This is a genomic window from Pseudomonas aestiva (genome assembly GCF_039908605.1).
GTDB lineage: Bacteria > Pseudomonadota > Gammaproteobacteria > Pseudomonadales > Pseudomonadaceae > Chryseomonas > Chryseomonas aestiva.
Genome location: NZ_CP150916.1, coordinates 4,390,089 through 4,414,046, shown reverse-complemented (window position 1 = coordinate 4,414,046; position 23,958 = coordinate 4,390,089). Strand labels below are relative to the sequence as shown.

Genomic DNA, 23,958 nt, shown 5'->3' with positions numbered 1-23,958 from the left:
CACGGTCGCAACCAACTGCTCTTTAACAAGTTGAATCAAGCAATTCGTGTGGGTGCTTGTGAGATAAGTCTGGTGTCGCAAGATTATCAGCAACACAAGTAACTCGTGAATTCATGAGTTTTTTGCGATTGCTGAGCCAAGTTTAGGGTTTTCTCAAAACCCGATCAGTCTACTTAACTGAAGAGTTTGATCATGGCTCAGATTGAACGCTGGCGGCAGGCCTAACACATGCAAGTCGAGCGGATGAGAGGAGCTTGCTCCTCGATTCAGCGGCGGACGGGTGAGTAATGCCTAGGAATCTGCCTAGTAGTGGGGGACAACGTTTCGAAAGGAACGCTAATACCGCATACGTCCTACGGGAGAAAGTGGGGGATCTTCGGACCTCACGCTATTAGATGAGCCTAGGTCGGATTAGCTAGTTGGTAGGGTAAAGGCCTACCAAGGCGACGATCCGTAACTGGTCTGAGAGGATGATCAGTCACACTGGAACTGAGACACGGTCCAGACTCCTACGGGAGGCAGCAGTGGGGAATATTGGACAATGGGCGAAAGCCTGATCCAGCCATGCCGCGTGTGTGAAGAAGGCCCTCGGGTCGTAAAGCACTTTAAGTTGGGAGGAAGGGCTTACAGCGAATACCTGTGAGTTTTGACGTTACCGACAGAATAAGCACCGGCTAACTTCGTGCCAGCAGCCGCGGTAATACGAAGGGTGCAAGCGTTAATCGGAATTACTGGGCGTAAAGCGCGCGTAGGTGGCTTGATAAGTTGGATGTGAAATCCCCGGGCTCAACCTGGGAACTGCATCCAAAACTGTCTGGCTAGAGTGTGGTAGAGGGTAGTGGAATTTCCAGTGTAGCGGTGAAATGCGTAGATATTGGAAGGAACACCAGTGGCGAAGGCGACTACCTGGACTAACACTGACACTGAGGTGCGAAAGCGTGGGGAGCAAACAGGATTAGATACCCTGGTAGTCCACGCCGTAAACGATGTCAACTAGCCGTTGGGATCCTTGAGATCTTAGTGGCGCAGCTAACGCATTAAGTTGACCGCCTGGGGAGTACGGCCGCAAGGTTAAAACTCAAATGAATTGACGGGGGCCCGCACAAGCGGTGGAGCATGTGGTTTAATTCGAAGCAACGCGAAGAACCTTACCTGGCCTTGACATGCTGAGAACTTTCCAGAGATGGATTGGTGCCTTCGGGAACTCAGACACAGGTGCTGCATGGCTGTCGTCAGCTCGTGTCGTGAGATGTTGGGTTAAGTCCCGTAACGAGCGCAACCCTTGTCCTTAGTTACCAGCACGTTATGGTGGGCACTCTAAGGAGACTGCCGGTGACAAACCGGAGGAAGGTGGGGATGACGTCAAGTCATCATGGCCCTTACGGCCAGGGCTACACACGTGCTACAATGGTCGGTACAAAGGGTTGCCAAGCCGCGAGGTGGAGCTAATCCCATAAAACCGATCGTAGTCCGGATCGCAGTCTGCAACTCGACTGCGTGAAGTCGGAATCGCTAGTAATCGTGAATCAGAACGTCACGGTGAATACGTTCCCGGGCCTTGTACACACCGCCCGTCACACCATGGGAGTGGGTTGCTCCAGAAGTAGCTAGTCTAACCTTCGGGAGGACGGTTACCACGGAGTGATTCATGACTGGGGTGAAGTCGTAACAAGGTAGCCGTAGGGGAACCTGCGGCTGGATCACCTCCTTAATCGAAGATGTCAGCTTGCTGGCAAGCACCCACACGAATTGCTTGATTCACTGATAGAAGAGCAATTGAGTTAGTTAGACTCAAGGTAAGACGATTGGGTCTGTAGCTCAGTTGGTTAGAGCGCACCCCTGATAAGGGTGAGGTCGGCAGTTCGAATCTGCCCAGACCCACCAATCGATGGGGCCATAGCTCAGCTGGGAGAGCGCCTGCCTTGCACGCAGGAGGTCAGGAGTTCGATCCTCCTTGGCTCCACCATCTCCACCTACCGCTAACGCAATTGCTTGAAAAGCTCAGAAGTGAGTGTTCGCCGACGCGAATCCTGACTTCTGGTCTTTGATCAGAACTGTTCTTTAAAAAATTGGGAAAGTGATAGAAGTAGACTGCATTAACTGTTTTCACTGGCAGTTAGTGTCGTCAAGGTAAAATCTTGCGAACTCAAGCGCAAGTTTTCGGCGAAATGTCGTCTTCACTCATGTAACGCCTGCAGATCGGTAGCGTCCTTGTGACGCCAGCGAGATTGCTTGGGGTTATATGGTCAAGTGAAGAAGCGCATACGGTGGATGCCTTGGCAGTCAGAGGCGATGAAAGACGTGATAGCCTGCGATAAGCTTCGGTGAGGTGGCAAATGACCTGTGACCCGGAGATCTCTGAATGGGGAAACCCACCTAGCATAAGCTAGGTATCTTAACCTGAATCCATAGGGTTAAGAGGCGAACCAGGGGAACTGAAACATCTAAGTACCCTGAGGAAAAGAAATCAACCGAGATTCCCTTAGTAGTGGCGAGCGAACGGGGACCAGCCCTTAAGTTGATTTGAGAGTAGCGGAACGCTTTGGAAAAGGCGGCCATAGTGGGTGATAGCCCTGTACGCGAAACGCTCTTATCAATGAAATCGAGTAGGACGGGGCACGAGAAACCCTGTCTGAATATGGGGGGACCATCCTCCAAGGCTAAATACTCCTGACTGACCGATAGTGAACCAGTACCGTGAGGGAAAGGCGAAAAGAACCCCGGAGAGGGGAGTGAAATAGAACCTGAAACCGTATGCGTACAAGCAGTGGGAGCCTACTTTGTTAGGTGACTGCGTACCTTTTGTATAATGGGTCAGCGACTTATTTTCAGTGGCGAGCTTAACCGAATAGGGGAGGCGTAGCGAAAGCGAGTCTTAATAGGGCGTTTAGTCGCTGGGAATAGACCCGAAACCGGGCGATCTATCCATGAGCAGGTTGAAGGTTAGGTAACACTGACTGGAGGACCGAACCCACTTCCGTTGAAAAGGCAGGGGATGACTTGTGGATCGGAGTGAAAGGCTAATCAAGCTCGGAGATAGCTGGTTCTCCTCGAAAGCTATTTAGGTAGCGCCTCATGTATCACTCTGGGGGGTAGAGCACTGTTTCGGCTAGGGGGTCATCCCGACTTACCAAACCGATGCAAACTCCGAATACCCAGAAGTGCCGAGCATGGGAGACACACGGCGGGTGCTAACGTCCGTCGTGAAAAGGGAAACAACCCAGACCGTCAGCTAAGGTCCCAAAGTCCTGGTTAAGTGGTAAACGATGTGGGAAGGCTTAGACAGCTAGGAGGTTGGCTTAGAAGCAGCCACCCTTTAAAGAAAGCGTAATAGCTCACTAGTCGAGTCGGCCTGCGCGGAAGATGTAACGGGGCTCAAACCAGGCACCGAAGCTACGGGTATCACCTTTGGTGATGCGGTAGAGGAGCGTTCTGTAAGCCTGTGAAGGTGAGTTGAGAAGCTTGCTGGAGGTATCAGAAGTGCGAATGCTGACATGAGTAACGACAATGCGAGTGAAAAACTCGCACGCCGAAAGACCAAGGGTTCCTGCGCAACGTTAATCGACGCAGGGTGAGTCGGTCCCTAAGGCGAGGCTGAAAGGCGTAGTCGATGGGAAACGGGTTAATATTCCCGTACTTCTAGTTACTGCGATGGGGGGACGGAGAAGGCTAGGCCAGCTTGGCGTTGGTTGTCCAAGTTTAAGGTGGTAGGCTGACTGTTTAGGTAAATCCGGACAGTTAAGGCCGAGAGCTGATGACGATCCTTCTTTTAGAAGGAGAAGTGGTTGATGCCATGCTTCCAGGAAAAGCCTCTAAGCTTCAGGTAACTAGGAACCGTACCCCAAACCGACACAGGTGGTCGGGTAGAGAATACCAAGGCGCTTGAGAGAACTCGGGTGAAGGAACTAGGCAAAATGGCACCGTAACTTCGGGAGAAGGTGCGCCGGTGAGGGTGAAGGGTTTACCCCGTAAGCTCATGCCGGTCGAAGATACCAGGCCGCTGCGACTGTTTATTAAAAACACAGCACTCTGCAAACACGAAAGTGGACGTATAGGGTGTGACGCCTGCCCGGTGCCGGAAGGTTAATTGATGGGGTTAGCGCAAGCGAAGCTCTTGATCGAAGCCCCGGTAAACGGCGGCCGTAACTATAACGGTCCTAAGGTAGCGAAATTCCTTGTCGGGTAAGTTCCGACCTGCACGAATGGCGTAACGATGGCGGCGCTGTCTCCACCCGAGACTCAGTGAAATTGAAATCGCTGTGAAGATGCAGTGTATCCGCGGCTAGACGGAAAGACCCCGTGAACCTTTACTGTAGCTTTGCACTGGACTTTGAGCTTGCTTGTGTAGGATAGGTGGGAGGCTTTGAAGCGTGGACGCCAGTCTGCGTGGAGCCATCCTTGAAATACCACCCTGGCAATCTTGAGGTTCTAACTCTGGTCCGTTATCCGGATCGAGGACAGTGTATGGTGGGCAGTTTGACTGGGGCGGTCTCCTCCTAAAGAGTAACGGAGGAGTACGAAGGTGCGCTCAGACCGGTCGGAAATCGGTCGTAGAGTATAAAGGCAAAAGCGCGCTTGACTGCGAGACAGACACGTCGAGCAGGTACGAAAGTAGGTCTTAGTGATCCGGTGGTTCTGTATGGAAGGGCCATCGCTCAACGGATAAAAGGTACTCCGGGGATAACAGGCTGATACCGCCCAAGAGTTCATATCGACGGCGGTGTTTGGCACCTCGATGTCGGCTCATCACATCCTGGGGCTGAAGCCGGTCCCAAGGGTATGGCTGTTCGCCATTTAAAGTGGTACGCGAGCTGGGTTTAGAACGTCGTGAGACAGTTCGGTCCCTATCTGCCGTGGACGTTTGAGATTTGAGAGGGGCTGCTCCTAGTACGAGAGGACCGGAGTGGACGAACCTCTGGTGTTCCGGTTGTCACGCCAGTGGCATTGCCGGGTAGCTACGTTCGGAAGAGATAACCGCTGAAAGCATCTAAGCGGGAAACTTGCCTCAAGATGAGATCTCACTGGAGCCTTGAGCTTCCTGAAGGGCCGTCGAAGACTACGACGTTGATAGGTCGGGTGTGTAAGCGCTGTGAGGCGTTGAGCTAACCGATACTAATTGCCCGTGAGGCTTGACCATATAACACCCAAACAATCTGACCGTGGTCAGAGCGTGTGGAAGACGACGCCGAAAACCGGCGCGTGGGTTCGCAAGACCCAAGACGAGTTGTCTACTTCGATCACAGACCCAATTGGGCCAGCCAGGCAGCTCTATCGCCTGGTCAGCCAACCGAATTGCTTGACGAACATAGAGCATTGGAACCACCTGATCCCTTCCCGAACTCAGAAGTGAAAGGATGCATCGCCGATGGTAGTGTGGGGTTTCCCCATGTGAGAGTAGGTCATCGTCAAGCGCCTAACATACAGCACCCCCGCTCAGTTCATTCTGGCGGGGGTGTTGTCTTTGGGGCGGGAAAAGTTTGACCGGGCGTCAGGGCGCTTGAGTGCTGGGAGCGGATAATCGGCTAGCGGAAGCCTGATGCGGCGTCGCTGAGGTGGCCCTCACCCTAGCCCTCTCCCGGGGGGAGAGGGGACCAAAAGGGCGCGGCGGCGTTGGAGCAGTGCCTGCTAGGCAGGTGCTGCTTTACGTCCGCAAGAGCCCAAGAGCCCAAGAGCCCCAACAGCCCGGCTGCGCCGGGCTGTTGTGTTGGAAGCGCAGCACAGAATTATCGTAGGTTGGCGCTGAGCGTAGCGAAGCCCAACGATGAGGTCTGCTGCAGGCATCAAGCGAACGGCGGCGAGGCGGTGAGGGGGGCTTCCGGAGGTTGGGCTTCGCCAGGCTCAGCCCAACCCACCTACAACGTTACGCGAGCAGGAAAAAGCCCGGCATTGGCCGGGCTTTTTGCGTTCTGGAGAGGGCTCAAGCCGGTTCGGGCAGGGCCAGGTCGCGTTTGGCGATGTATTTCCAATCGGCTTCGTCGATGTAGATGCCACCGGGGCCGCTGCCGCCTTCGAGGTCGATGGCGACCTGGGCGCTGACCTGGGGCTTGACGCTGGCCAGGATGGGCACGAAGCCCAGTTGCTGACTGGTTTCGATCAGCGCCTGCTGGTTGCGTTCGTCGATGTCGGCGGCTTCGTCCAGGTAGTAGGGCAGGCGGATCTTGGCGGCCTGCTCCCGGTCCATCAGGTGCAGCAACAGGTACATGTTGGTGAGTGCCTTGATGGTCATGGTGGTGCCGTTGGAGGCGGCGCCGTCGATGTCGGTGTGCAGAATCGGCTGGCCGCCCTGCTTGGTGATCTCGAAGGCCAACTCAAAGAGGTCCTTCAGGCCGAGCTGGTTGCCGTTGGCGGCCACCAGGCGTGCCAGGTATTCCTTAGCATCCTCGTTCTTCTGGTCCTGGCTGCTGTCCTGGGTGAGATCGAAGACCGAGAGGGTCTCGCCTTCCTCGTACTGACCCGCGCTGTGGATGATCTGGTCGATGTGCTTGAGCGCTTCCTTATTGGGCGCCAGGACGATGCGGAAGCTCTCCAGGTTGGAGACCTGCTTGCGATTGATCTCGCGGTTGAACAGCTGCAGCTGGTGTTCGAGGTTGTCGTAGTCGCTGCGGATGTTTCTCAGCGTCCGGGCGATGTCGGTGACGGCGGCGCGGCGGGCCTTGGCCAGGGTCAGGGCTTCGTCCTGGCGATGGGCATAGGCATTCACCAGCAGCTGCAGGCGGCGCTCGGGATCTTCCTCGTTGTCGAACTTGGCGACGCCCTTGAGGCGGACCTGGGCATAGAGCGCCTCGATCTGGGTGTCGGCACGCTGCAGGGCCTGCCAGCTGTCCTGGTAGTCGTTGAGCAGCGGCAGCAGGTTCTCCAGGGAATCGTCCACCGCTTCCATGAAGGGCGTGCCCGGGGGCAGGTCGGTGGGCAGCAGCTGGCGGCGGCGCAGGGCGTCGGCCAGGGTACGGTCCCTGGCTTCCAGGTCGGCGAGCTGGCGGCCAATCAGTTGCAGCCTGGCGGATAGTTGCTGGACACGCTCGGTGAAGGCATCGCCGGCGCGTCTCAGTTCGTCCTGAGCGGATTCCAACTGGGCCAGCTGTTCGAGCTTTTCGTTTTCCTCGGCACCGAGGGTCTGGCAGCGACGGAAATCTTCCAGGGCCTTCTGCGCATCCAGCACCTGCTGGTAGAGCACCTCGGCCTGGGCCTTGCTGGCCTGGCGGTCGACGCTGACGCCCTGCTGGGCCTTGAGTTGCTTGAGTTCGCGCTCCAGACGGTCCTTCTGGTCACGCAGCGCGGCGCGATCGGCCAGGGCCTGCAGGGTGGGTGGCTCTATCCCCGAGAGATCGAGGGACAGGCCCTGCAATTCGAGGCGATCGCCCTGGAAACGCGCCAGGATGCCTTCGAAGGTCTTTACCCAAATGCCGTCTTCCGCCAGTTCGACCCCCCTGGGGCCGAGCGGCAGGCTGAACAGCTGGCCGTTGAACAGCCGCATCAGGCGGTCGACGTCGGCCTGGCTGAATTCTTCACGCAGGCGGGCATAGCTGTTGTTGTCGGCGTGGTCGAGTTGCTGGCGAATCCCCTTGAGGCGCTGTTCCAGTTCGCGGACGCGCTGGTCGAGGTCTTCGCTACTGAACTGACTGGCCTGGGACAGGGCGCCGGCGAGTTCGTCGTGGGCGTCCTTGGCGGCCAGCAGCTGGGCTTCGAGGGGGGCGGTGGAGTCCACCAGGGCGAAGCGGTGCTTGAGCTGGGCCAGCTCGGCGAGCCAGCGCTGCAGGCTGCTGATCTCGCGCTCGCGGCGCATCAGTTCGCTGGTGCCGTCGCGCTGGCTCTGCTGCAGGCCATCCTGCTCCTGGCGATAGTGTTCGGTCTGGGCCAGGAGTTCGTCGCGGCGGTCGAGGGCATAGTGCTGCCAGCTGCCGAGCAGGCTGTCGAGCAAGGGCGAGAGGCGATGCAGCTTGCCCCTCAGGCGATCGCGCTGTTCGACGCCATTGGCCAGGGCTTCCACCAGCGGGCCGGCGGCGACCAGCGCCTGGTAGTCCTGCTCCATGCGGCGGACATCGCGGAAGGCTTCCTCGCAGGCGGCGATGTAGTCGACGCTGCCGGATCTCAGGCTGTGCTCGAAGGCGTCGAGAAACAGCTGCTTGAGCTTGGCCGCGGTGATCTCGCGCATGTGCAGCAGGTTGATGAACAGGGCGCGGAAGGTCTTGAGACTCTGTTCGCTGGTGGATCGCAGTGGAATCAGCGTCAGGTCCAGGGGGATGCTGGTATGGCCGCCGACCAGCAGCCGGCGCAATTCGTCGGGCTTGACCTCATAGGCCTTATGGCCGGCGCGCTCCAGGCTGGCGAACAGCTCGCGCTGGCGCAGGCAGGCGCCGTCGCGCTGGTAGTGGGCCAGGTCCAGTTCGCCGGCATAGGCGAAGAACTGGTGACCGAAGCCGCCCCCCGGGCCGCGACCGGCCACGCCGATGACGTGGGGGCCGTGGGCCAGGCGCAGCTCGATGAGGATGTAGCTGGTGTCGGTGGCGAAGTAGAACTTGCGCGACTGCTCGTTGCTGTACTTGCCGAAGCTCATGTCGGAGAGCCGCGCCAGGATGGGGAATTGCAGGGCGTTGATCGAGGCGCTCTTGCCCAGGTTGTTGGCCCCGTAGACCGACAGCGGCTGTTCCAGCGGAAAGAGACCGAGGCTGTAGCCGGCGGTGTTGAGCAGGGCGAAGCGGCTGATGCCGTAGCGGATCATAGGTCGAACTCCCGTTCTGCGGCGATGGCGCGGGCCAGGGCGGCCTCTTCGTCATCCTCGTCGGCGCCTTCCGGCGCGGTGCCGTCTTCGTCGCTGGCGAGGGTTGGCGTCGGCAGTGGCAGGTCGCTGGCATGCATGCCGGCGGCCAGGTCGCGATCCTGTTGCACGGTCAGGCAGACATCGAGAAAGCGGTGCATGGGCGGTAGGAAACGGTAGGTGCCGTTGCTGTCCAGGGCGAAGCCGAGCTGGGTCAGGCGGCGCAGGATCTTTTCCTCCAGCTCTTCCTGGGTGGTGACCTCGGCCTGCAGGAAGAGGTCGCGGTACTTGTCCAGCAACGCCGGCAACTCGTGGCGGCCCAGGGTGCCGCCATCGAGCACGGCCAGCGGATCGCGACCCTGGTCGGCCAGATGCTCGACCAGGATGAAGGTGAACAGCGCCAGGCGCTGGGCGGTCTTGTTGACCTGGGCGCCCATCTGCTCGGGGACGAAGTAGTAGAAGCCGCGCGGATCGCAGACCAGTTCGAAGCCGAGGGCGCGGAACAGCGCGCGGTACTGGTCCTGCTGCTGGCTGAGCTGGGCATAGCTCTCGGGCTCGCTGCGGGACAGGTGATAGCCCTTGAACAGCTCGCGGAAGATGGGCGCGAGCTGGGTCATTTCATTGAGGTCAAGTTGCATGGGCGTCGCTCGCGGGAGATCGGGCGGTCAGGGCGTAGGAGCACAGGCTGACGCGGTGTTCGAGGGTGTCGTAGTGGCGGCGGTCCAGGCGCTGGCGCTGGAAGCGCGCATCGCGGGACAGGCGCGAGAACCAGTAGAGCAGCTCGTCGGTATCGCCGGCCGGCTCCTGCTCCAGCAGCCAGGCCATGAGGTCGGGCAGCGGCAGGGCGTCCTGGCAGAGATCGAGCATCTCGCGGGCGGTACGGGGCGCCGCCGGGCGCTCGCTGTCGCGCGGCCGACTGGCCTGGCTGGGAAAGCGCGCCGGCTTGGGCTCGAAGCGGGCCAGGGCGTAGACATAGCTTTCCACCTGGGCGGTGGTGCCGAGAAAGACACTCTGCGGCCGGCTGAACAGCGGCAGGGCGGCCTGGGGTACGGCATCGAGGCCCTTGCGGCGGATGGTGGCCAGGGCCAGGGCGGCGCCCCGGGTCACGGCATTGTGCCGGCGCGCTTCCTCGCGCAGTGGCAGCAGCAATTCGCGGGCACGACGCAGGGCCAGTTGGGCGGCGTTGTGCATCTCCAGGATGCGCGCCTGGGTGCGCAGCAACAGGTCGTCGTCGACCAGGTGGCCGAGGCGCTGCTGTTCGCCCAGCAGGTGCAGGAGCACCTGCTCGACGCGGTGGACACCCCGCTCGAAGGCGCCGTCGGCGGCCACCAGCTGGATCATCGGCTCGACGTATTCATCCCAGGTGGCCAGCACCTCGGCATAACGCTGGCGCAGGGGGATCTGGCGATCGCTGGTCTTGGCGCGCTCGGCGACGCCTTCCAGGGCATGGCCATCGTTGGCCAGCTTCTTGAGGACATCGCGCACGCGCATGTCGAGCAGACGCAACTGGCGGACGAGGTCGGGGCCGTCGCGATTGTCGAAGGCTTCGCGGATGTGGCCGGCGAGACGTTCCAGGTGGCGCAGGTAGGCTTCGATCTCCAGGCACAGGCCCAGCCGGTGTTCGCGCCTGAGATAGCCGAGGAAGTCGTGGATCTGGCCATTGAGCTCGAACCGATTGGGACTCTTGGCCACCGGCACCAGGATGTCCAGGCGGATCCAGGTGTCGAGCAGGGCGGTGAGGTCGGCCGGCGTGCGCTCGGGCAGCTGCTCGGCCAGACGGGCACGCAACTCGGCCAGGCCCAGGGTGCCGCTGTCGAAGTGGGCGCACAGCGGGTCGATGAGGTGCCAGTGTTCGGCGAGGGTACGCAGGACGCGTTTGGGGTCGATCATGGCGGGGACCGCACCAGACAAAAGCGCCATTGTACTCCAGACGCCAGAGCCTTCGATGTGACCCCGGTGGGACCGATGGGCAGGGCGGCCTTTCGATCCGCGGCGATCCGCGCGACAATGCCGCCCCGCATAATCCCGCCGCGTAACAGCGCAGGCTCTTAGGATCCGCCCATGTCCGACCCCGCCCCTTCCACCAGCCCCTCGCTTGCCGCCGAGGCGCGTCGTCGCGCCTATCTGCAGGCGTTGCAGCTGGATGTCTGGGTGCCGCGCACGGTGTTGCCCTTCGCCGCGCCTTCTCGCCCGGAAGCCCTGTGGGTCGAGGAGCCGGAAGCGGCGCCTGTCGTGGCTCGGGTGGTACGCCCGGAGCCGGTGGCCAAGGCCGCGCCGGCCGCTGCGGTAGCCGAGGCACCGCCGGCGAATCGGCCGCGCATCGAGATCCCGCGACCCGCGGCGTTGAAGCCGGCCGCGCCCCCCGTGGCCGAGCCGGAACCGGAGCGTGCGCTGCCGCCAGCGCGGGAGCCGGCGCCCCGTTTCGCCTTGCAGTTGTTGCAGGCCGGGCGCTGCCTGCTGCTGCTGGAGTTGCCTACCGGCGATACCCTGGGGGTGCGGGATCCGGCCTACCTGCTGCTCCGGGATCTGCTGCGCGCTGCCGGCCTGCCGGACACGCCGCGGATCGTCAGTGAAGAGCCCATTCGCTGGCCACTGCTCAACAACGGTCAACTCGACCAGGGGCCGGCGGCGGCCGCTGAATTCGTGCAGAGCTTCGTCTCGGGGCACCAGGAGCGCCTGGGCGAGGGCCTGGGACTCTGGCTGATCGGTGTGGCCGCGCGACGCTGCAGCGGGGTCGAGGATGCGCAGCTCACGGGGGTGGAGCGGGACACCGCCCTGGGCCCGGCCTGGCTGGTGCCGGGACTGGATATCCTGATGGAAGAGCCGGCCGCCAAGGCCGCGCTCTGGCAAGCCATGCGCCCGTTGCGGCGCCGCTGGATGGAACAGCAATGAACGATGCGGTGAGCTTTCGGCGGATGACCGAAGCCGATCTGAACACGGTGTTGAAGATCGAATATCAGGCCTTCAGCCATCCCTGGACCCGCGGCATCTTCACCGATGCGCTCAGGTCCTACGACTGCTGGGTGATGACGGCCGGCGAGCAGCAGGTGGGGCACGGGGTGATCAACGTCATTCTCGACGAGGCCCATCTGCTCAATATCACCATCAAGCCGGAAAGCCAGGGCCGGGGACTCGGCCTGCGGCTGCTGGAACACCTGCTGCAGGAAGCGCGCAAGGCCAAGGCCAACGAGTGTTTCCTGGAGGTACGCGCCAGCAATCAGTCGGCCTATCGGCTGTACGAACGCTATGGCTTCAACGAGATCGGCCGCCGGCGGGACTATTATCCCGCGGTCGGCGGCCGGGAAGATGCGCTGGTGATGGCCTGTACGCTGCTCGACTAGGCCGTCAGCGGCCTCAGTGATCGGCGCGCTTTTCGTCCAGATCCAGGCTGGTGTCGCCGGCGAGGTCTTCGTCGTTGGCGTCCAGATCAGCGTAGCGGGCCTCTCGCTGGGTCTCGGCTTCGTTGGGGGCGTCGGCCTCGCCGTCCCAGGCCTCGCCATCCAGCGGATGGCTGCGACCGAGTTCGGCTTCGTCCTGACCGGAGCCGCCGCCGATGTCGCTGTCCTCGACCACGCTCAATTCCTTGTCGTTCGGCCAGGCATCGCCGTAGTCGGTCGGCGAGCGCGCGCCCGTCTCGTCCAGCAGGGTCTCGGGGCTGGCGTCGTCCATCGTCGGTTGATGATCCAGGGTTTCACCACCGGTCATGCCGGCCTGGCGCACGCGCTCTTCGGGAAACTGGCCTTCATAGTCGCGCTCGTCCATTTCGTCGCCGATGCGACCACCGCGCTCGTCCTTGCGATCGCTGAAGTCGAGTTCGCGCATGTCGCCCATGCGGTCCTGAATGTCGTCGATCTCTTCGGGGGTCTTGGTGATGTCGGGCTTGTTCATGGTGGTCTCCAAAGGCAGGGCTGCTAGAGCATCTCCCTGAATCCGACTACGCGCCGGCAAGGGGAATTCCTCGGCACCCCCGGAAGATGTGAACGAACCATACGATGACCCGGCAGTCGTACCTTCCATGATCGACCTCGACAGCCTCACCTCATCGGGCCAGCCGCTGGCCTTCTTTTTCGATCTGGATGGCACCCTGGCAGAATTGCAGCCACGTCCGGAACAGGTTTTCATTCCCGCCGAAACCCTCGCTGCCCTTGAACAGCTGGCGCGCCACCATGGCGTCGCCGTGGTTTCCGGACGGCCGCTGGCGGAGATCGACGGCTTCACGGCGCCGCTGCGGCTGCCAGCGGCTGGCGTCCATGGCGCAGAGTGGCGCGATCCCCAGGGCGAGATCCATCGGGTGAGCCTGGATGCGGAGATGCTGGCGCACGTCGGTCGGCGTCTGGAGACCGCACTGGCGGCGCATCCGGACCTGCTGCTCGAACGCAAGAGCGTGGCCTTCGCCCTGCATTATCGCCAGGCGCCGGACAAGGAAGCCCTGGTTCGCGAACTGGCCGAAGGCATCGCCGCCGACCATCCCGAATTCAAGTTGCAGCCGGGCAAGTGCGTCTTCGAACTCAAGCCCGCTGCGGCGAGCAAGGGCGAGGCCATCGCCCGTTTTCTCGAACTGGAACCCTTTGCCGGCTGCCTGCCGGTGTTTCTCGGTGACGATCGCACCGATGAAGAGGGGTTCACTGTCGTCAATGCGCGAGGCGGTCTGACCGTCAAGGTAGGGGAGGGGGAGACGGTCGCCAAGACCCGCCTGCCTTCGGTGGAAGCGGTAGCCCTCTGGCTGCAGCAGCTGAGCCGTGACCTCGCGCCACATTATAAGCAAGGAGACTAGGATGAGCCGTTTAGTGGTGGTATCGAATCGGGTGGCCCCGATCGAGGAAGGCAAGGCGACCGCGGGTGGTCTGGCGGTAGGTGTCCTGGACGCCCTGCGCAAGTCGGGTGGCATCTGGTTCGGCTGGAATGGCGATACGGTCAAGGAAAACGGGCCGGCCAAGACCCAGACCAAGGACAATATCGACTATGTGACCTTCGGCCTGACCAAGCGCGACTACGACCACTACTACCGCGGCTTCTCCAACGCGACCCTCTGGCCGATCTTCCATTATCGAATCGACCTGGCGCGTTACAACCGTGAAGAGTACGACGGCTATCGACGCGTCAACATGGCCATGGCCGAGCGCCTGAAGCCCTTGCTCAAGCCCGATGACATCATCTGGGTGCACGACTACCACCTGATTCCCTTCGCCGAAGCCTGCCGCATGCTGGGCATTCGCAACCGCATCGGGTTCTTTCTGCACATTCCCTTCCCGGCGCCGGAGATCCTCACCGCCATCCCGCCGCATAACGAATTGCTCAAGACCCTGTGCTTCTATGACCTAATCGGCTTCCAGACCGATACCGACCAACTGGCTTTCCAGGACTACATCACCCGCGAGGTGCGTGGCGTGCTGGAGAAGGACGGCAGCCTGACCGCCTATGGTCATAACTTCCGGGTCGGCGTCTATCCCATCGGCGTGATGCCGGACGTCATCCAGAAGCAGGCCGAATCCTATCGCACGCGGCGCCAGTTCATCTCGCGCAGCATCGAGGGCGTGCCCTACAAGACCATCGTCAGCGTCGACCGCCTCGACTATTCCAAGGGGCTGGTGGAGCGCTTCCAGGCGTTCGAAAAACTGCTGGAGCATTTCCCCGAGCATCACCGGGCGGTGCAGTTCGTGCAGATCGCGCCCTCGTCCCGGGCGGACGTGGTCTCCTACCAGAACATCCGGCGTCAGCTAGAGAGCCATGCCGGCCATATCAACGGCCATTTCTCCGAGCTGGACTGGACGCCGATCCGCTACCTGAACAAGAGCTACGACCGACGCACGGTGATGGGGCTGTTCCGCTCCTCCGACGTCGGCCTGGTGACGCCGTTGCGCGATGGCATGAACCTGGTGGCCAAGGAATACGTGGCGGCCCAGGATCCGGAAAATCCGGGCGTGCTGGTGCTGTCGCGCTTCGCCGGGGCGGCGCGCGAACTCAATTCGGCGTTGATCGTGAATCCCTATGACCATGTCGGCATGGCCGAGGCGCTGGACCGGGCGCTGCGCATGCCGCTGGAAGAGCGCAAATCGCGCTACGAAGACATGATGCGGGTGATCCGCAAAGCGGATCTGGCCTCCTGGCGCGACAACTTCCTGCGCGATCTGCGGGCCTTCAGCTCCAAGGCGCTGGTGCAGTCCATCGAGACCCAGGACGCGGCTGCTGTGGAAGAGCTGGAGAGCGAGCAGAAGGTCGCCCTGTAAGCGGGTTGCGCGGTGATTGAGCCCGGCTTAGGCCGGGCTTTTTCATGGGGTGAGGCTGAGGTTTGGTGGGAAGGGGCCCTCACCCTAGCCCTCTCCCGAGGGGAGAGGGGACGAGGAGCGGTGCTAGTTGTGGCTTGGGTCTGCTTCTGCTGGACTCTTCCGGGGCGGGAAGGCTGTCCGGGGGGAGAGAGTGGGGCGGGGCCCTCACCCTAGCCCTCTCCCGAGGGTAGAGGGGACGAAGAGCGGTGCTAGCTGTGGCTTGGGTCTGCTTTTGCTGGACTTTTCCGTGGGCGGGAAGGCTGTCCGGGGGGAGAGCGGGGCGGGGCCCTCACCCTAGCCCTCTCCCGGAGGGAGAGGGGACTAAAAGCGGTGCCGCGGTGCGCTTTTTCGTGGGCAATAAAAAAGGGTCAGCTTACGCTGACCCTTGGAAATAGGTGGTGGCTACGCAGGGACTTGAACCCCGGACCCCAGCATTATGAATGCTATGCTCTAACCAGCTGAGCTACGTAGCCATCCGAGGCGCGCATTATTGGCAAGGCGCCGGTGGCTGTCAAGCCTTCTGCTCAAGAAATTTCTGTTTGTCGATCAAGCGTTTGCGCGGCCCCGCCGGGGCCGGTTCGGCTAGTCGTCCTCGTCCAGCGGCAGCTGGATCTCGTCCATCTTCAGCTCCAGGCGATAGCCCAGGGCCAGGAACAGCGCCTGGCACAGGCAGAGGGTGGCGCTCAGGGAGCGGAAGGCGAAGGCACTGCCTTCGTTGACCAGCAGCAGGGCGTCGGCGCGCTTGGCCAGGGGCGAGAGATTGCTGTCGGTGATGATCAGCGTCTTGGCCTTGTGGTGCTGGGCGATGCGCACGCACTGCTGACTTTCCTTGCCGTACGGGCTGAAGCTGATGGCGATCAGCAGATCGCCCTGGGCGATGCTGCGCATCTGCTCGCGATAGCCGCCGCCCAGACCGGTGATGAGGTGGATGCGCTTGTTGGTGTGCTGCAGGTTGTAGACCAGGTAGTCGGCCACGGCGAAGGAGCGGCGCACCCCCACCACATAAATGTTCTCGGCGTTCACCAGCAGGTCGACGGCCTTGTCGAAGGCGGCGTCGTCCAGCTCTTCGGCCAGTCGATCCAGCCCCGAACGGGTGGCGTTGATGCACTCGCGGGCCAGATCGCCGCTGCTGGCGCGCTGGCTCTTGTTGGCGATCATGCTGCGGATGCGCTGCTGGTAGTTCTGTACCGGCGTGGTCTTGTGGGTGTAGGCCTCGCGAAACAGCGCCTGCATCTCGCTGAAGCCCTTGAAGCCGAAGCGCTGGGAGAAGCGCACGATGGCCGAGGGATGCACCTCGCACTGCCCGGCGATGTCGCTGATGCGATCGACCATGACCCTGTCGCTCTGCTGGCTGACATAGGCGGCCACCCGTTTCAGCTGGCGTGGCAGGGCCTCGTAGTCACGGGCGATGCAGGCCAGCAACTGCTCGACGTTGCCGGGGGGATCGGCCAGCGGCGCGCTGCTGAGGGGGTCGTCGGCCGGGGAGTCGGAGGACATGGGCAATCTCGCGGTAGGGATTCTTGTGCCGGCAACTTAACCCATTCGCCGGGCGGCGTCGAAGTGGGACGGCAGGCGCAGTGTACGCCATTTATGGAAATTAAATTCCATAAAATCTCATGTGGAAAATTTGTTGATTTGTCCGCGGCGTCGTTCTAGCCTGAGCTCACTCACACGTTCGGCCCCTCGGGTCCGCGCGGTTGGCCGATAACAATAAGCAGGAGCCACCCATGGGTGATCATTTCTTCGCCAGCGGGCGCCAGTTGGATGTCATCTGCCTGGGGCGACTGGGCGTCGACCTCTATGCGCAGCAGATCGGGGCGCCACTGGAAGACGTCAGCAGCTTCGCCAAGTACCTGGGGGGATCCTCCGCCAACATCGCCTTCGGCACCGCGCGCCTGGGGCTGAAGTCGGCGATGCTGACCCGGGTCGGCGACGACCACATGGGCCGCTTCCTGAGCCGGACGCTGGCGCAGGAAGGCTGCGACACCCGCGGCATCCAGGTGGATCGCGAACGCCTCACCGCCCTGGTGCTGCTGGGCATCAAGGATCGCGAGACCTTTCCCCTGGTGTTCTATCGCGAGAATTGCGCCGACATGGCGCTGGGCGCGGACGACATCGACGAGGCCTTCATCGCCAGTGCCAAGGCGCTGTTGATCACCGGTACCCACTTCTCCACCGAGGGGGTGTTCCAGGCCAGCAGCCGGGCCCTGGACTACGCCGAGCGCAACGGTGTGAAGCGGGTGCTGGACATCGATTACCGCCCGGTGCTCTGGGGGCTGACCGGCAAGGCCGATGGCGAGACCCGCTTCATCGCCAGTGCCGAGGTCAGCGCCCATGTGCAGCGCATCCTGCCGCGCTTCGACCTGGTGGTGGGCACCGAAGAGGAATTCCAGATCGCCGGGGGCAGCGAAGACCTGCTCACCGCCCTGCGCCGGGTCCGCGAGGTGACCGCGGCGACCCTGGTGGTCAAGCTTGGCGCCCAGGGCTGCACGGTGATCCATGGCGCCATTCCGGCACGTCTCGAGGAAGGCGAGATCCATCGCGGCATTCGCGTCGAGGTGCTCAATGTGCTGGGTGCGGGCGATGCCTTCATGTCCGGCTTCCTACGCGGCTGGCTGACCGGCGGCGATGATGCCGAATGCTGCCGGCTGGCCAATGCCTGCGGCGGGCTGGTGGTGTCGCGCCATGGCTGCGCCCCGGCCATGCCGACCCTGGCCGAGCTGGATTACCTCAACCACAGTCCGGTGCCCATCACCCGGCCCGACCTCGATCCCGTGCTCACCCGGCTGCACCGGGTCAGTACGCGGCGCCGCCAGTGGCAGCCGCTGTTCATCTTCGCCTTCGATCACCGCTACCAGCTGGTGGAGAGCGCTCAGCAGGTGGGCGCCGACCCGGCGCGGATTCCGGCGCTCAAGCAGCTGTTCGTCCAGGCCATCGCCGAGGTCGAGCAGGACCTGCAGCGTCAGGGTGTGGCCGCCGACGTCGGGTTGCTGGCCGACGAGCGCTTCGGCCAGGACGCTCTGAATGCCGCCAGCGGCCGCGGCTGGTGGATCGCCCGGCCGGTGGAGCTGCAGAACTCACGGCCGCTGGCCTTCGAGCATGGTCGCTCGGTGGGCAGCACCCTGCTGAGCTGGCCGAGCGAGCAGATCATCAAGTGCCTGGTGCAATTCCACCCCGATGACGAGCCGCTGCTGCGGCTGGAGCAGGAGGCTCAGCTCAAGGGGCTGTATGAAGCGGCCCAGGCCAGCGGTCATGAACTCCTGCTGGAGGTCATCCCACCGAAGAACCATGCCTCCAGCCGGCCGGACGTGCTCTATCGCGCCATCAAGCGACTGTACAACCTGGGCATCTATCCCGAGTGGTGGAAGATCGAGGCGCAGCCGGTCGCCGTCTGGCAGCAACTCGACCAGTTGATCGCCGAACGCGATCCCCATTGCCAGGGCGTGGTGGTGCTGGGCCTCAACGCCCCGGCCGAAGAGTTGGCCGAAGGCTTTCGTCAGGCCAGCGCCAGCCAGCGCTGCCAGGGCTTCGCCGTGGGCCGGACCATCTTCGCCCAGCCGAGTCGGGCCTGGCTGGCCGGCGAGATCGACGACCGTGCGCTGGTCGCGCAGATCCGCAGCAACTTCGAATTCCTGATCCAGGCCTGGCGCGACGCCCGCGCCTGATCGCCTCCTGACGAGCAGCTCCGACATGACCGCACAACAACTCAAGATCGGCATCAACCCTATCTCCTGGGCCAACGACGACCTGCCGGCCCTGGGCGGCGACACCCCGCTTGCGACCATCCTGCGCGAGGGCAAGGAAATCGGCTTCCAGGGCTTCGAGCTGGGCGGCAAGTTTCCCAGCGAGCCCAAGGCGCTGGGCGAGGTCCTCGGCCAGCATGACCTGGAGCTGGTGTCCGGCTGGTATTCCAGTGGCCTGGCGCACCGGGATGTCGAGGCCGAGATCGAGGCGATCCGTCCGCATTGCCGGCTGCTGGCCAAGAACGGTGCCAAGGTGCTGGTCTACGGCGAGGTGGCCGGCTCCATCCAGGGGCAGCGCCGGCCGCTGATCGAGCGACCGCGCTTCCACAGCGACGCCGCCTGGCAGGCCTATGCCGAGAAGCTCGATCGCCTGGCCGCCTTCACCCTGAGCCAGGGTCTGCGCCTGGCCTATCACCACCACATGGGCGCCTATGTGGAAGCGCCCGAGGACATCGCCCGGCTGATGGCGCTGACCTCTCCGGACGTCGGCCTGCTGTTCGATGCCGGCCATTGCTACATGGGCGGTGGCGATCCCCTGAGCGTGCTGCAGCAACATATCGACCGGGTCTGCCACGTGCACTTCAAGGACGTGCGCAAGGCCGTGGTGCAGCTGGCGCGCAACCACCAGTGGAGCTTTCCGGACTGCATCCTCAACGGCACCTTCACCGTGCCGGGTGACGGCGACATCGATTTCTCGGCGCTGCTCAAGGTGCTGGTGGCTGCCGGCTACTCAGGCTGGCTGGTGGTGGAAGCCGAGCAGGACCCGGCCGTGGCGCCGGCCTACGAATACGCCAAGAAGGGCTACGACCATCTGCGCCAGCTGGTGGCGCAGGCCACTGCCTGAGGAGGAATCCGATGAATCTGCTCGTCAAAGCCGACCGTAGCGCCCGCGACATCGTCAGCGTCCCGGCCGGCGCCCTGGACTATGTCGGCTTCGCCGCCCATCGCCTGCAACCGGGGGAGTCCCTGCCGGTGCTGGCGGGCGATCTGGAGGTCTGCGTCGTGCTGCTCAGCGGCGGCGCCAGTATCGAGGGCGGGCATCCGCAGCTGGGCGCCTTCGCCTGGCGTGGGCTGGCCGGTCGCCAGAGCGTCTTCGAAGACGTCTCGCCCTATGCCGCCTACCTGCCGCCCGGCAGCGAGGCGCGGGTGACCGCCGACAGCACCGCCGAAATCGCCATCTGCACCTCGCCCGGCAATCCGCTGGTGGCGGACCGGCTGCCACCGCGGCTGATCGAGCCGGCGAGCATGCAGCGATCCACCCGTGGCAAGGGTGCCAATACCCGCTATGTCTGCGACATCCTGCCGGACACGGCGGCGGCCCATTCGCTGCTGGTGGTGGAGGTGCGCACCCCGTCCGGGCATTCCTCCAGCTATCCACCCCATCGCCATGACCGCGACAACCTGCCGGCGGAGAGTCTGCTGGAGGAGTCCTACTACCACCGCATCGATCCGGGCCAGGGCTTCGTCTTCCAGCGCGTCTACACCGACGAGCGCGACCTGGACCAGGCCATGGCGGTGGAAGACCACGACGTGGTGCTGGTGCCGCGCGGCTATCACCCGGTCAGCGTGCCCTATGGCTACGAGTCCTATTACCTCAACGTGATGGCCGGCCCCCGGCGCGTCTGGAAATTCCACAACGATCCGCAGCACGAGTGGCTGCTGACCCGCTAACCCCTTTCGCATTCGCCGTGGCGGCGACCCCAGGACACGAGGATTCAGGACATGAGCGACACCCCCGTCATCGGGCACTACATCAACGGCGCGGTCTCGACCCAGGCCGAGCGTTTCAGCGACGTCTTCAACCCGGCCGAGGGCGTGGTCCAGGGGCGGGTCGCCCAGGCCACGGCGCAGACCGTGGACCAGGCGGTGGCGGCGGCCAAGGCGTCCTTTCCCGAGTGGTCCGAGCAATCGGCGCTGCGCCGGGCGCGCATCCTGTTCCGCTTCAAGGAGCTGCTCGACCAGCACCACCGGGAACTGGCGGCGCTGATCACCCGCGAGCACGGCAAGGTGCTGTCCGACGCCATGGGCGAGGTGACGCGCGGCATCGAGGTGGTGGAATTCGCCTGCGGCGCGCCACACCTGGCCAAGACCAGCTACAGCGACAACATCGGCGGCGGCATCGACAACTGGAACCTGCGCCAGCCGCTGGGCGTGTGCGCCGGCATCACCCCCTTCAACTTCCCGGTGATGGTGCCGCTGTGGATGATTCCCATGGCGCTGGCCACCGGCAACACCTTCATCCTCAAGCCCTCCGAGCGCGATCCCTCCGCCAGCCTGCTGCTGGCCGAGCTGCTCAAGCAGGCCGGCTTGCCCGATGGCGTGTTCAACGTGGTCCAGGGTGACAAGGTGGCGGTGGATGCGTTGTTGCAGCACCCGGACGTGGAGGCCATCTCCTTTGTCGGCTCCACCCCCATCGCCGAATACATCCACCAGGAAGGCACCCGCCGCGGCAAGCGCGTCCAGGCCCTGGGCGGTGCCAAGAACCACATGATCGTGATGCCCGACGCCGACCTGGACCAGGCCGCCGATGCCCTGATCGGCGCCGGCTTCGGTTCGGCCGGCGAGCGTTGCATGGCCATCTCCATTGCCGTGGCGGTGGGCGAGGTGGGTGATGCCCTGATCGAGAAACTGCTGCCGCGCATCGATGCCCTGCGGGTGCGCAACGGCGTGGAAGCCGATGCCGACATGGGACCGCTGGTGACCGGCCAGCACAAGGCCAAGGTCGAGGGCTACATCACGAAAGGGGTGGAGGAGGGCGCCAGGCTGCTGGTCGACGGCCGCAACTTCAAGGTGCCCGGCGCCGAGCACGGCTTCTTCGTCGGCGCCACCCTGTTCGATGGCGTGACCCCGGAGATGACCATCTACCGGGAAGAGATTTTCGGCCCGGTGCTGGGCATCGTGCGGGTGCCGGACTTCGCCAGCGCGGTGGAACTGATCAACGCCCACGAATTCGGCAACGGCGTCTCCTGCTTCACCCGTGACGGCGGCATCGCCCGCGCCTTCGCCCGCACCATCAAGGTAGGCATGGTCGGCATCAACGTGCCCATCCCGGTGCCCATGGCCTGGCATTCCTTCGGTGGCTGGAAGAGATCCCTGTTCGGCGATCACCACGCCTATGGCGAGGAAGGCCTGCGCTTCTACACCCGCTACAAGAGCGTGATGCAGCGCTGGCCCGACAGCATCGCCAAGGGCGCCGAATTCAGCATGCCCACCGCCAAGTGACCGGGGAGAAGCCATGAGCACCCAACGTCTGACCATGGCCCAGGCCCTGGTGAAATTTCTCGACAACCAGTACCTCAGCGTCGATGGCGTCGAGACCAGATTCGTCGCCGGCGTCTTCACCATCTTCGGCCACGGCAACGTGCTCGGTCTGGGCCAGGCGCTGGAGCAGGAGGCCGGTGAGCTGGTGGTGCACCAGGGGCGCAACGAGCAGGGCATGGCTCATGCCGCCACGGGTTTCGCCAAGCAGAAGCTGCGTCGGCAGATCTACGCCTGCACCTCCTCGGTGGGGCCGGGCGCGGCCAACATGCTGACCGCCGCGGCCACCGCCACCGCCAACCGCATCCCGCTGCTGCTGTTGCCCGGCGACGTCTATGCCAGTCGCCAGCCCGATCCGGTGCTGCAGCAGATCGAGCAATTCCACGACCTGTCGATCAGCACCAACGATGCCTTCCGCGCGGTGAGCAAGTACTGGGATCGCATCAACCGCCCCGAGCAGCTGATGAGCGCGGCGATCAACGCCATGCGCGTGCTGACCGATCCGGCCGAGACCGGCGCCGTGACCCTGGCGCTGCCCCAGGATGTCCAGGGCGAGGCCTACGACTACCCCGACTACTTCTTCGCCAAGCGGGTGCACCGCCTGGATCGCCGGCCGCCGGTGGTCGCCGCCATCGCGGAGGCGGTGCAGCTGCTCAGGCGCAAGCGCAAGCCGCTGCTGATCTGTGGCGGCGGGGTGAAGTATTCCGGCGCCGCCGCGGCCCTGCAGCGCTTCGCCGAGCGCTTCGAGATCCCCTTCGCCGAGACCCAGGCCGGCAAGAGCGCCATCGTCTCCAGCCACGAACTCAATGTCGGCGGCATCGGCGAGACCGGCTGCCTGGCCGCCAACCTGCTGGCCAGGGAAGCGGATCTGATCATCGGCGTCGGCACCCGCTACACCGATTTCACCACCTCCTCGAAGTGGCTCTACCAGCATCCCGAGGTGGAATTCCTCAATCTCAACGTGGCCGCCTTCGACGCCGGCAAGCTCGATGGCCTGGCCGTGGTGGCCGATGCCCGCGAAGCCCTCGACGCCCTGACCGAGGCGCTAGGGGCTACCGACTACCGCGCCGGCTGGGGCGGCCAGGTGGGGGAGGCGCGTGAGCGCTATCGCCAGGAGGTGGAGCGGGTCTACGCGGTCGGCTACACCGGCGCCGACTTCGTACCGGAGATCGACGACGACCTGCCGCGCGCGGTGCTGGAGGAATTCGTCCGCCTGACCGGTTCGTCCCTGACCCAGAGCCAGGTGCTCGGCCGCCTCAACGAACAGCTGGACGACGACGCCATCATCGTCGCCGCCGCCGGCAGCCTGCCGGGTGACCTGCAGCGCGCCTGGCAGAGCAAGGGCGTCAACACCTACCACCTGGAATATGGCTATTCCTGCATGGGCTACGAGATCAACGCCGCCCTCGGCGTGAAGCTGGCCGAACCGGAGCGCGAGGTCTATGCGCTGGTGGGGGACGGTTCCTACCAGATGCTGCACTCGGAGCTGGCCACCTCCATCCAGGAGCGGCGCAAGATCAACGTGGTGCTGCTCGACAACATGACCTTCGGTTGCATCAACAACCTGCAGGTCGGCCACGGCATGGGCAGCTTCGGCACCGAATTCCGCTATCGCAATCCGGAGACCGGCAAGCTCGACGGCGACTTCGTGCCGATGGACTTCGCCATGAGCGCCGCCGCCTACGGCTGCAAGACCTATAGCGTACGCACCCTGGAAGAGCTGGAAGCGGCCCTGGCCGATGCCCGTCGGCAGACGGTTTCCACCCTGATCGACATCAAGGTGCTGCCCAAGACCATGCTGCACGGCTACCTGTCCTGGTGGCGGGTCGGCGGCGCCGAGGTCTCCACCAGCGAAAAGATCGCCGCCGTCGCCCGGGTGCTCAGGGAAAACGCCGCCCAGGCCCGCCAATACTGAGCGCCGCTCACTCCACAACAA

Annotated in this window: 14 protein-coding genes, 3 tRNA genes and 3 rRNA genes; 14 read left to right on the top strand and 6 right to left on the bottom strand. The window is 63.3% G+C overall.

Going from position 1 to position 23,958, the window contains the following annotated elements; translation table 11 throughout:
• Nucleotides 1–174: 174 nt before the first annotated feature.
• The 5 genes from AABM56_RS20450 (at nt 175) to rrf (ending at nt 5,411) form a co-directional block, all read left to right on the top strand.
• A 16S ribosomal RNA gene (locus AABM56_RS20450) occupies nt 175–1,711 on the top strand.
• Nucleotides 1,712–1,807: 96 nt separating this feature from the next.
• A tRNA-Ile gene (locus AABM56_RS20445) sits at nt 1,808–1,884 on the top strand.
• 6 nt (nt 1,885–1,890) lie between these two features.
• A tRNA-Ala gene (locus tag AABM56_RS20440) sits at nt 1,891–1,966 on the top strand.
• A 278-nt stretch (nt 1,967–2,244) separates the two neighbouring features.
• A 23S ribosomal RNA gene (locus AABM56_RS20435) occupies nt 2,245–5,137 on the top strand.
• A gap of 158 nt (nt 5,138–5,295) precedes the next feature.
• A 5S ribosomal RNA gene (gene rrf, locus AABM56_RS20430) occupies nt 5,296–5,411 on the top strand.
• The 16S, 23S and 5S rRNA genes sit together here with 2 tRNA genes alongside, the layout of an rRNA operon.
• 506 nt (nt 5,412–5,917) lie before the next feature.
• Here rrf and mksF read toward each other — a convergent pair.
• The 3 genes from mksF to mksB are packed head-to-tail and all read right to left on the bottom strand — an operon-like array spanning nt 5,918 to nt 10,645.
• Nucleotides 5,918–8,719, bottom strand: coding sequence for an Mks condensin complex protein MksF (gene mksF / locus AABM56_RS20425; protein WP_347883668.1), 2,802 nt, complete (start codon nt 8,717–8,719; stop codon nt 5,918–5,920).
• Complete coding sequence (mksE, locus tag AABM56_RS20420) at nt 8,716–9,393, bottom strand: Mks condensin complex protein MksE (RefSeq protein ID WP_347883667.1); 678 nt, start codon at nt 9,391–9,393, stop codon at nt 8,716–8,718. The genes mksF and mksE overlap by 4 nt, the downstream gene beginning before the upstream one ends.
• Complete coding sequence (gene mksB / locus AABM56_RS20415) at nt 9,383–10,645, bottom strand: Mks condensin complex protein MksB (protein ID WP_133861597.1); 1,263 nt, start codon at nt 10,643–10,645, stop codon at nt 9,383–9,385. Before mksB ends, mksE begins: the two co-directional genes overlap by 11 nt.
• A gap of 171 nt (nt 10,646–10,816) precedes the next feature.
• Between mksB and AABM56_RS20410 the strand changes: the two genes are divergently transcribed.
• Together AABM56_RS20410 and rimI are read left to right on the top strand one after the other, a co-directional pair.
• On the top strand, nt 10,817–11,647 hold the full coding sequence (locus AABM56_RS20410) for an energy transducer TonB (protein ID WP_133861596.1): 831 nt from the start codon (nt 10,817–10,819) through the stop codon (nt 11,645–11,647).
• Entirely contained in the window at nt 11,644–12,096 is a 453-nt protein-coding gene (gene rimI, locus AABM56_RS20405) for a ribosomal protein S18-alanine N-acetyltransferase (protein WP_133861595.1), read from the top strand. Before AABM56_RS20410 ends, rimI begins: the two co-directional genes overlap by 4 nt.
• A gap of 13 nt (nt 12,097–12,109) precedes the next feature.
• Here rimI and AABM56_RS20400 read toward each other — a convergent pair whose 3' ends face one another.
• Nucleotides 12,110–12,643 (bottom strand): hypothetical protein, encoded by a 534-nt coding sequence (locus tag AABM56_RS20400; RefSeq protein WP_133861594.1) that lies wholly within the window; start codon nt 12,641–12,643, stop codon nt 12,110–12,112.
• A 127-nt stretch (nt 12,644–12,770) separates the two neighbouring features.
• Here AABM56_RS20400 and otsB point away from each other — a divergent pair, with 127 nt between their 5' ends.
• Nucleotides 12,771–13,529 (top strand): trehalose-phosphatase, encoded by a 759-nt coding sequence (otsB, locus tag AABM56_RS20395; RefSeq protein ID WP_133861593.1) that lies wholly within the window; start codon nt 12,771–12,773, stop codon nt 13,527–13,529.
• A 1-nt stretch (nt 13,530) separates the two neighbouring features.
• On the top strand, nt 13,531–14,982 hold the full coding sequence (gene otsA / locus AABM56_RS20390; RefSeq protein WP_133861592.1) for an alpha,alpha-trehalose-phosphate synthase (UDP-forming): 1,452 nt from the start codon (nt 13,531–13,533) through the stop codon (nt 14,980–14,982).
• Between the two features lie 435 nt (nt 14,983–15,417).
• Here otsA and AABM56_RS20385 read toward each other — a convergent pair.
• Together AABM56_RS20385 and AABM56_RS20380 are read right to left on the bottom strand one after the other, a co-directional pair.
• A tRNA-Met gene (locus AABM56_RS20385) sits at nt 15,418–15,494 on the bottom strand.
• 109 nt (nt 15,495–15,603) lie between these two features.
• Entirely contained in the window at nt 15,604–16,518 is a 915-nt protein-coding gene (locus tag AABM56_RS20380) for a MurR/RpiR family transcriptional regulator (RefSeq protein ID WP_133861591.1), read from the bottom strand.
• A 230-nt stretch (nt 16,519–16,748) separates the two neighbouring features.
• Between AABM56_RS20380 and iolC the strand changes: the two genes are divergently transcribed.
• The 5 genes from iolC to iolD are packed head-to-tail and all read left to right on the top strand — an operon-like array spanning nt 16,749 to nt 23,937.
• Complete coding sequence (gene iolC / locus AABM56_RS20375; RefSeq protein WP_133861590.1) at nt 16,749–18,686, top strand: 5-dehydro-2-deoxygluconokinase; 1,938 nt, start codon at nt 16,749–16,751, stop codon at nt 18,684–18,686.
• A gap of 25 nt (nt 18,687–18,711) precedes the next feature.
• Nucleotides 18,712–19,608: a myo-inosose-2 dehydratase gene (gene iolE, locus AABM56_RS20370; protein ID WP_133861589.1), complete on the top strand. Its 897-nt coding sequence runs from the start codon at nt 18,712–18,714 to the stop codon at nt 19,606–19,608.
• Between the two features lie 11 nt (nt 19,609–19,619).
• The gene (gene iolB, locus AABM56_RS20365; protein WP_133861588.1) at nt 19,620–20,435 is read left to right on the top strand and encodes a 5-deoxy-glucuronate isomerase; all 816 of its coding nucleotides are present in this window, start codon (nt 19,620–19,622) and stop codon (nt 20,433–20,435) included.
• 51 nt (nt 20,436–20,486) lie between these two features.
• Nucleotides 20,487–21,986 carry a CoA-acylating methylmalonate-semialdehyde dehydrogenase gene (locus tag AABM56_RS20360; protein WP_347883666.1) on the top strand — a complete coding sequence of 500 codons (1,500 nt, stop codon included), beginning with the start codon at nt 20,487–20,489 and terminating at the stop codon, nt 21,984–21,986.
• A 13-nt stretch (nt 21,987–21,999) separates the two neighbouring features.
• Complete coding sequence (iolD, locus tag AABM56_RS20355) at nt 22,000–23,937, top strand: 3D-(3,5/4)-trihydroxycyclohexane-1,2-dione acylhydrolase (decyclizing) (protein WP_133861586.1); 1,938 nt, start codon at nt 22,000–22,002, stop codon at nt 23,935–23,937.
• Nucleotides 23,938–23,958: the final 21 nt, after the last annotated feature.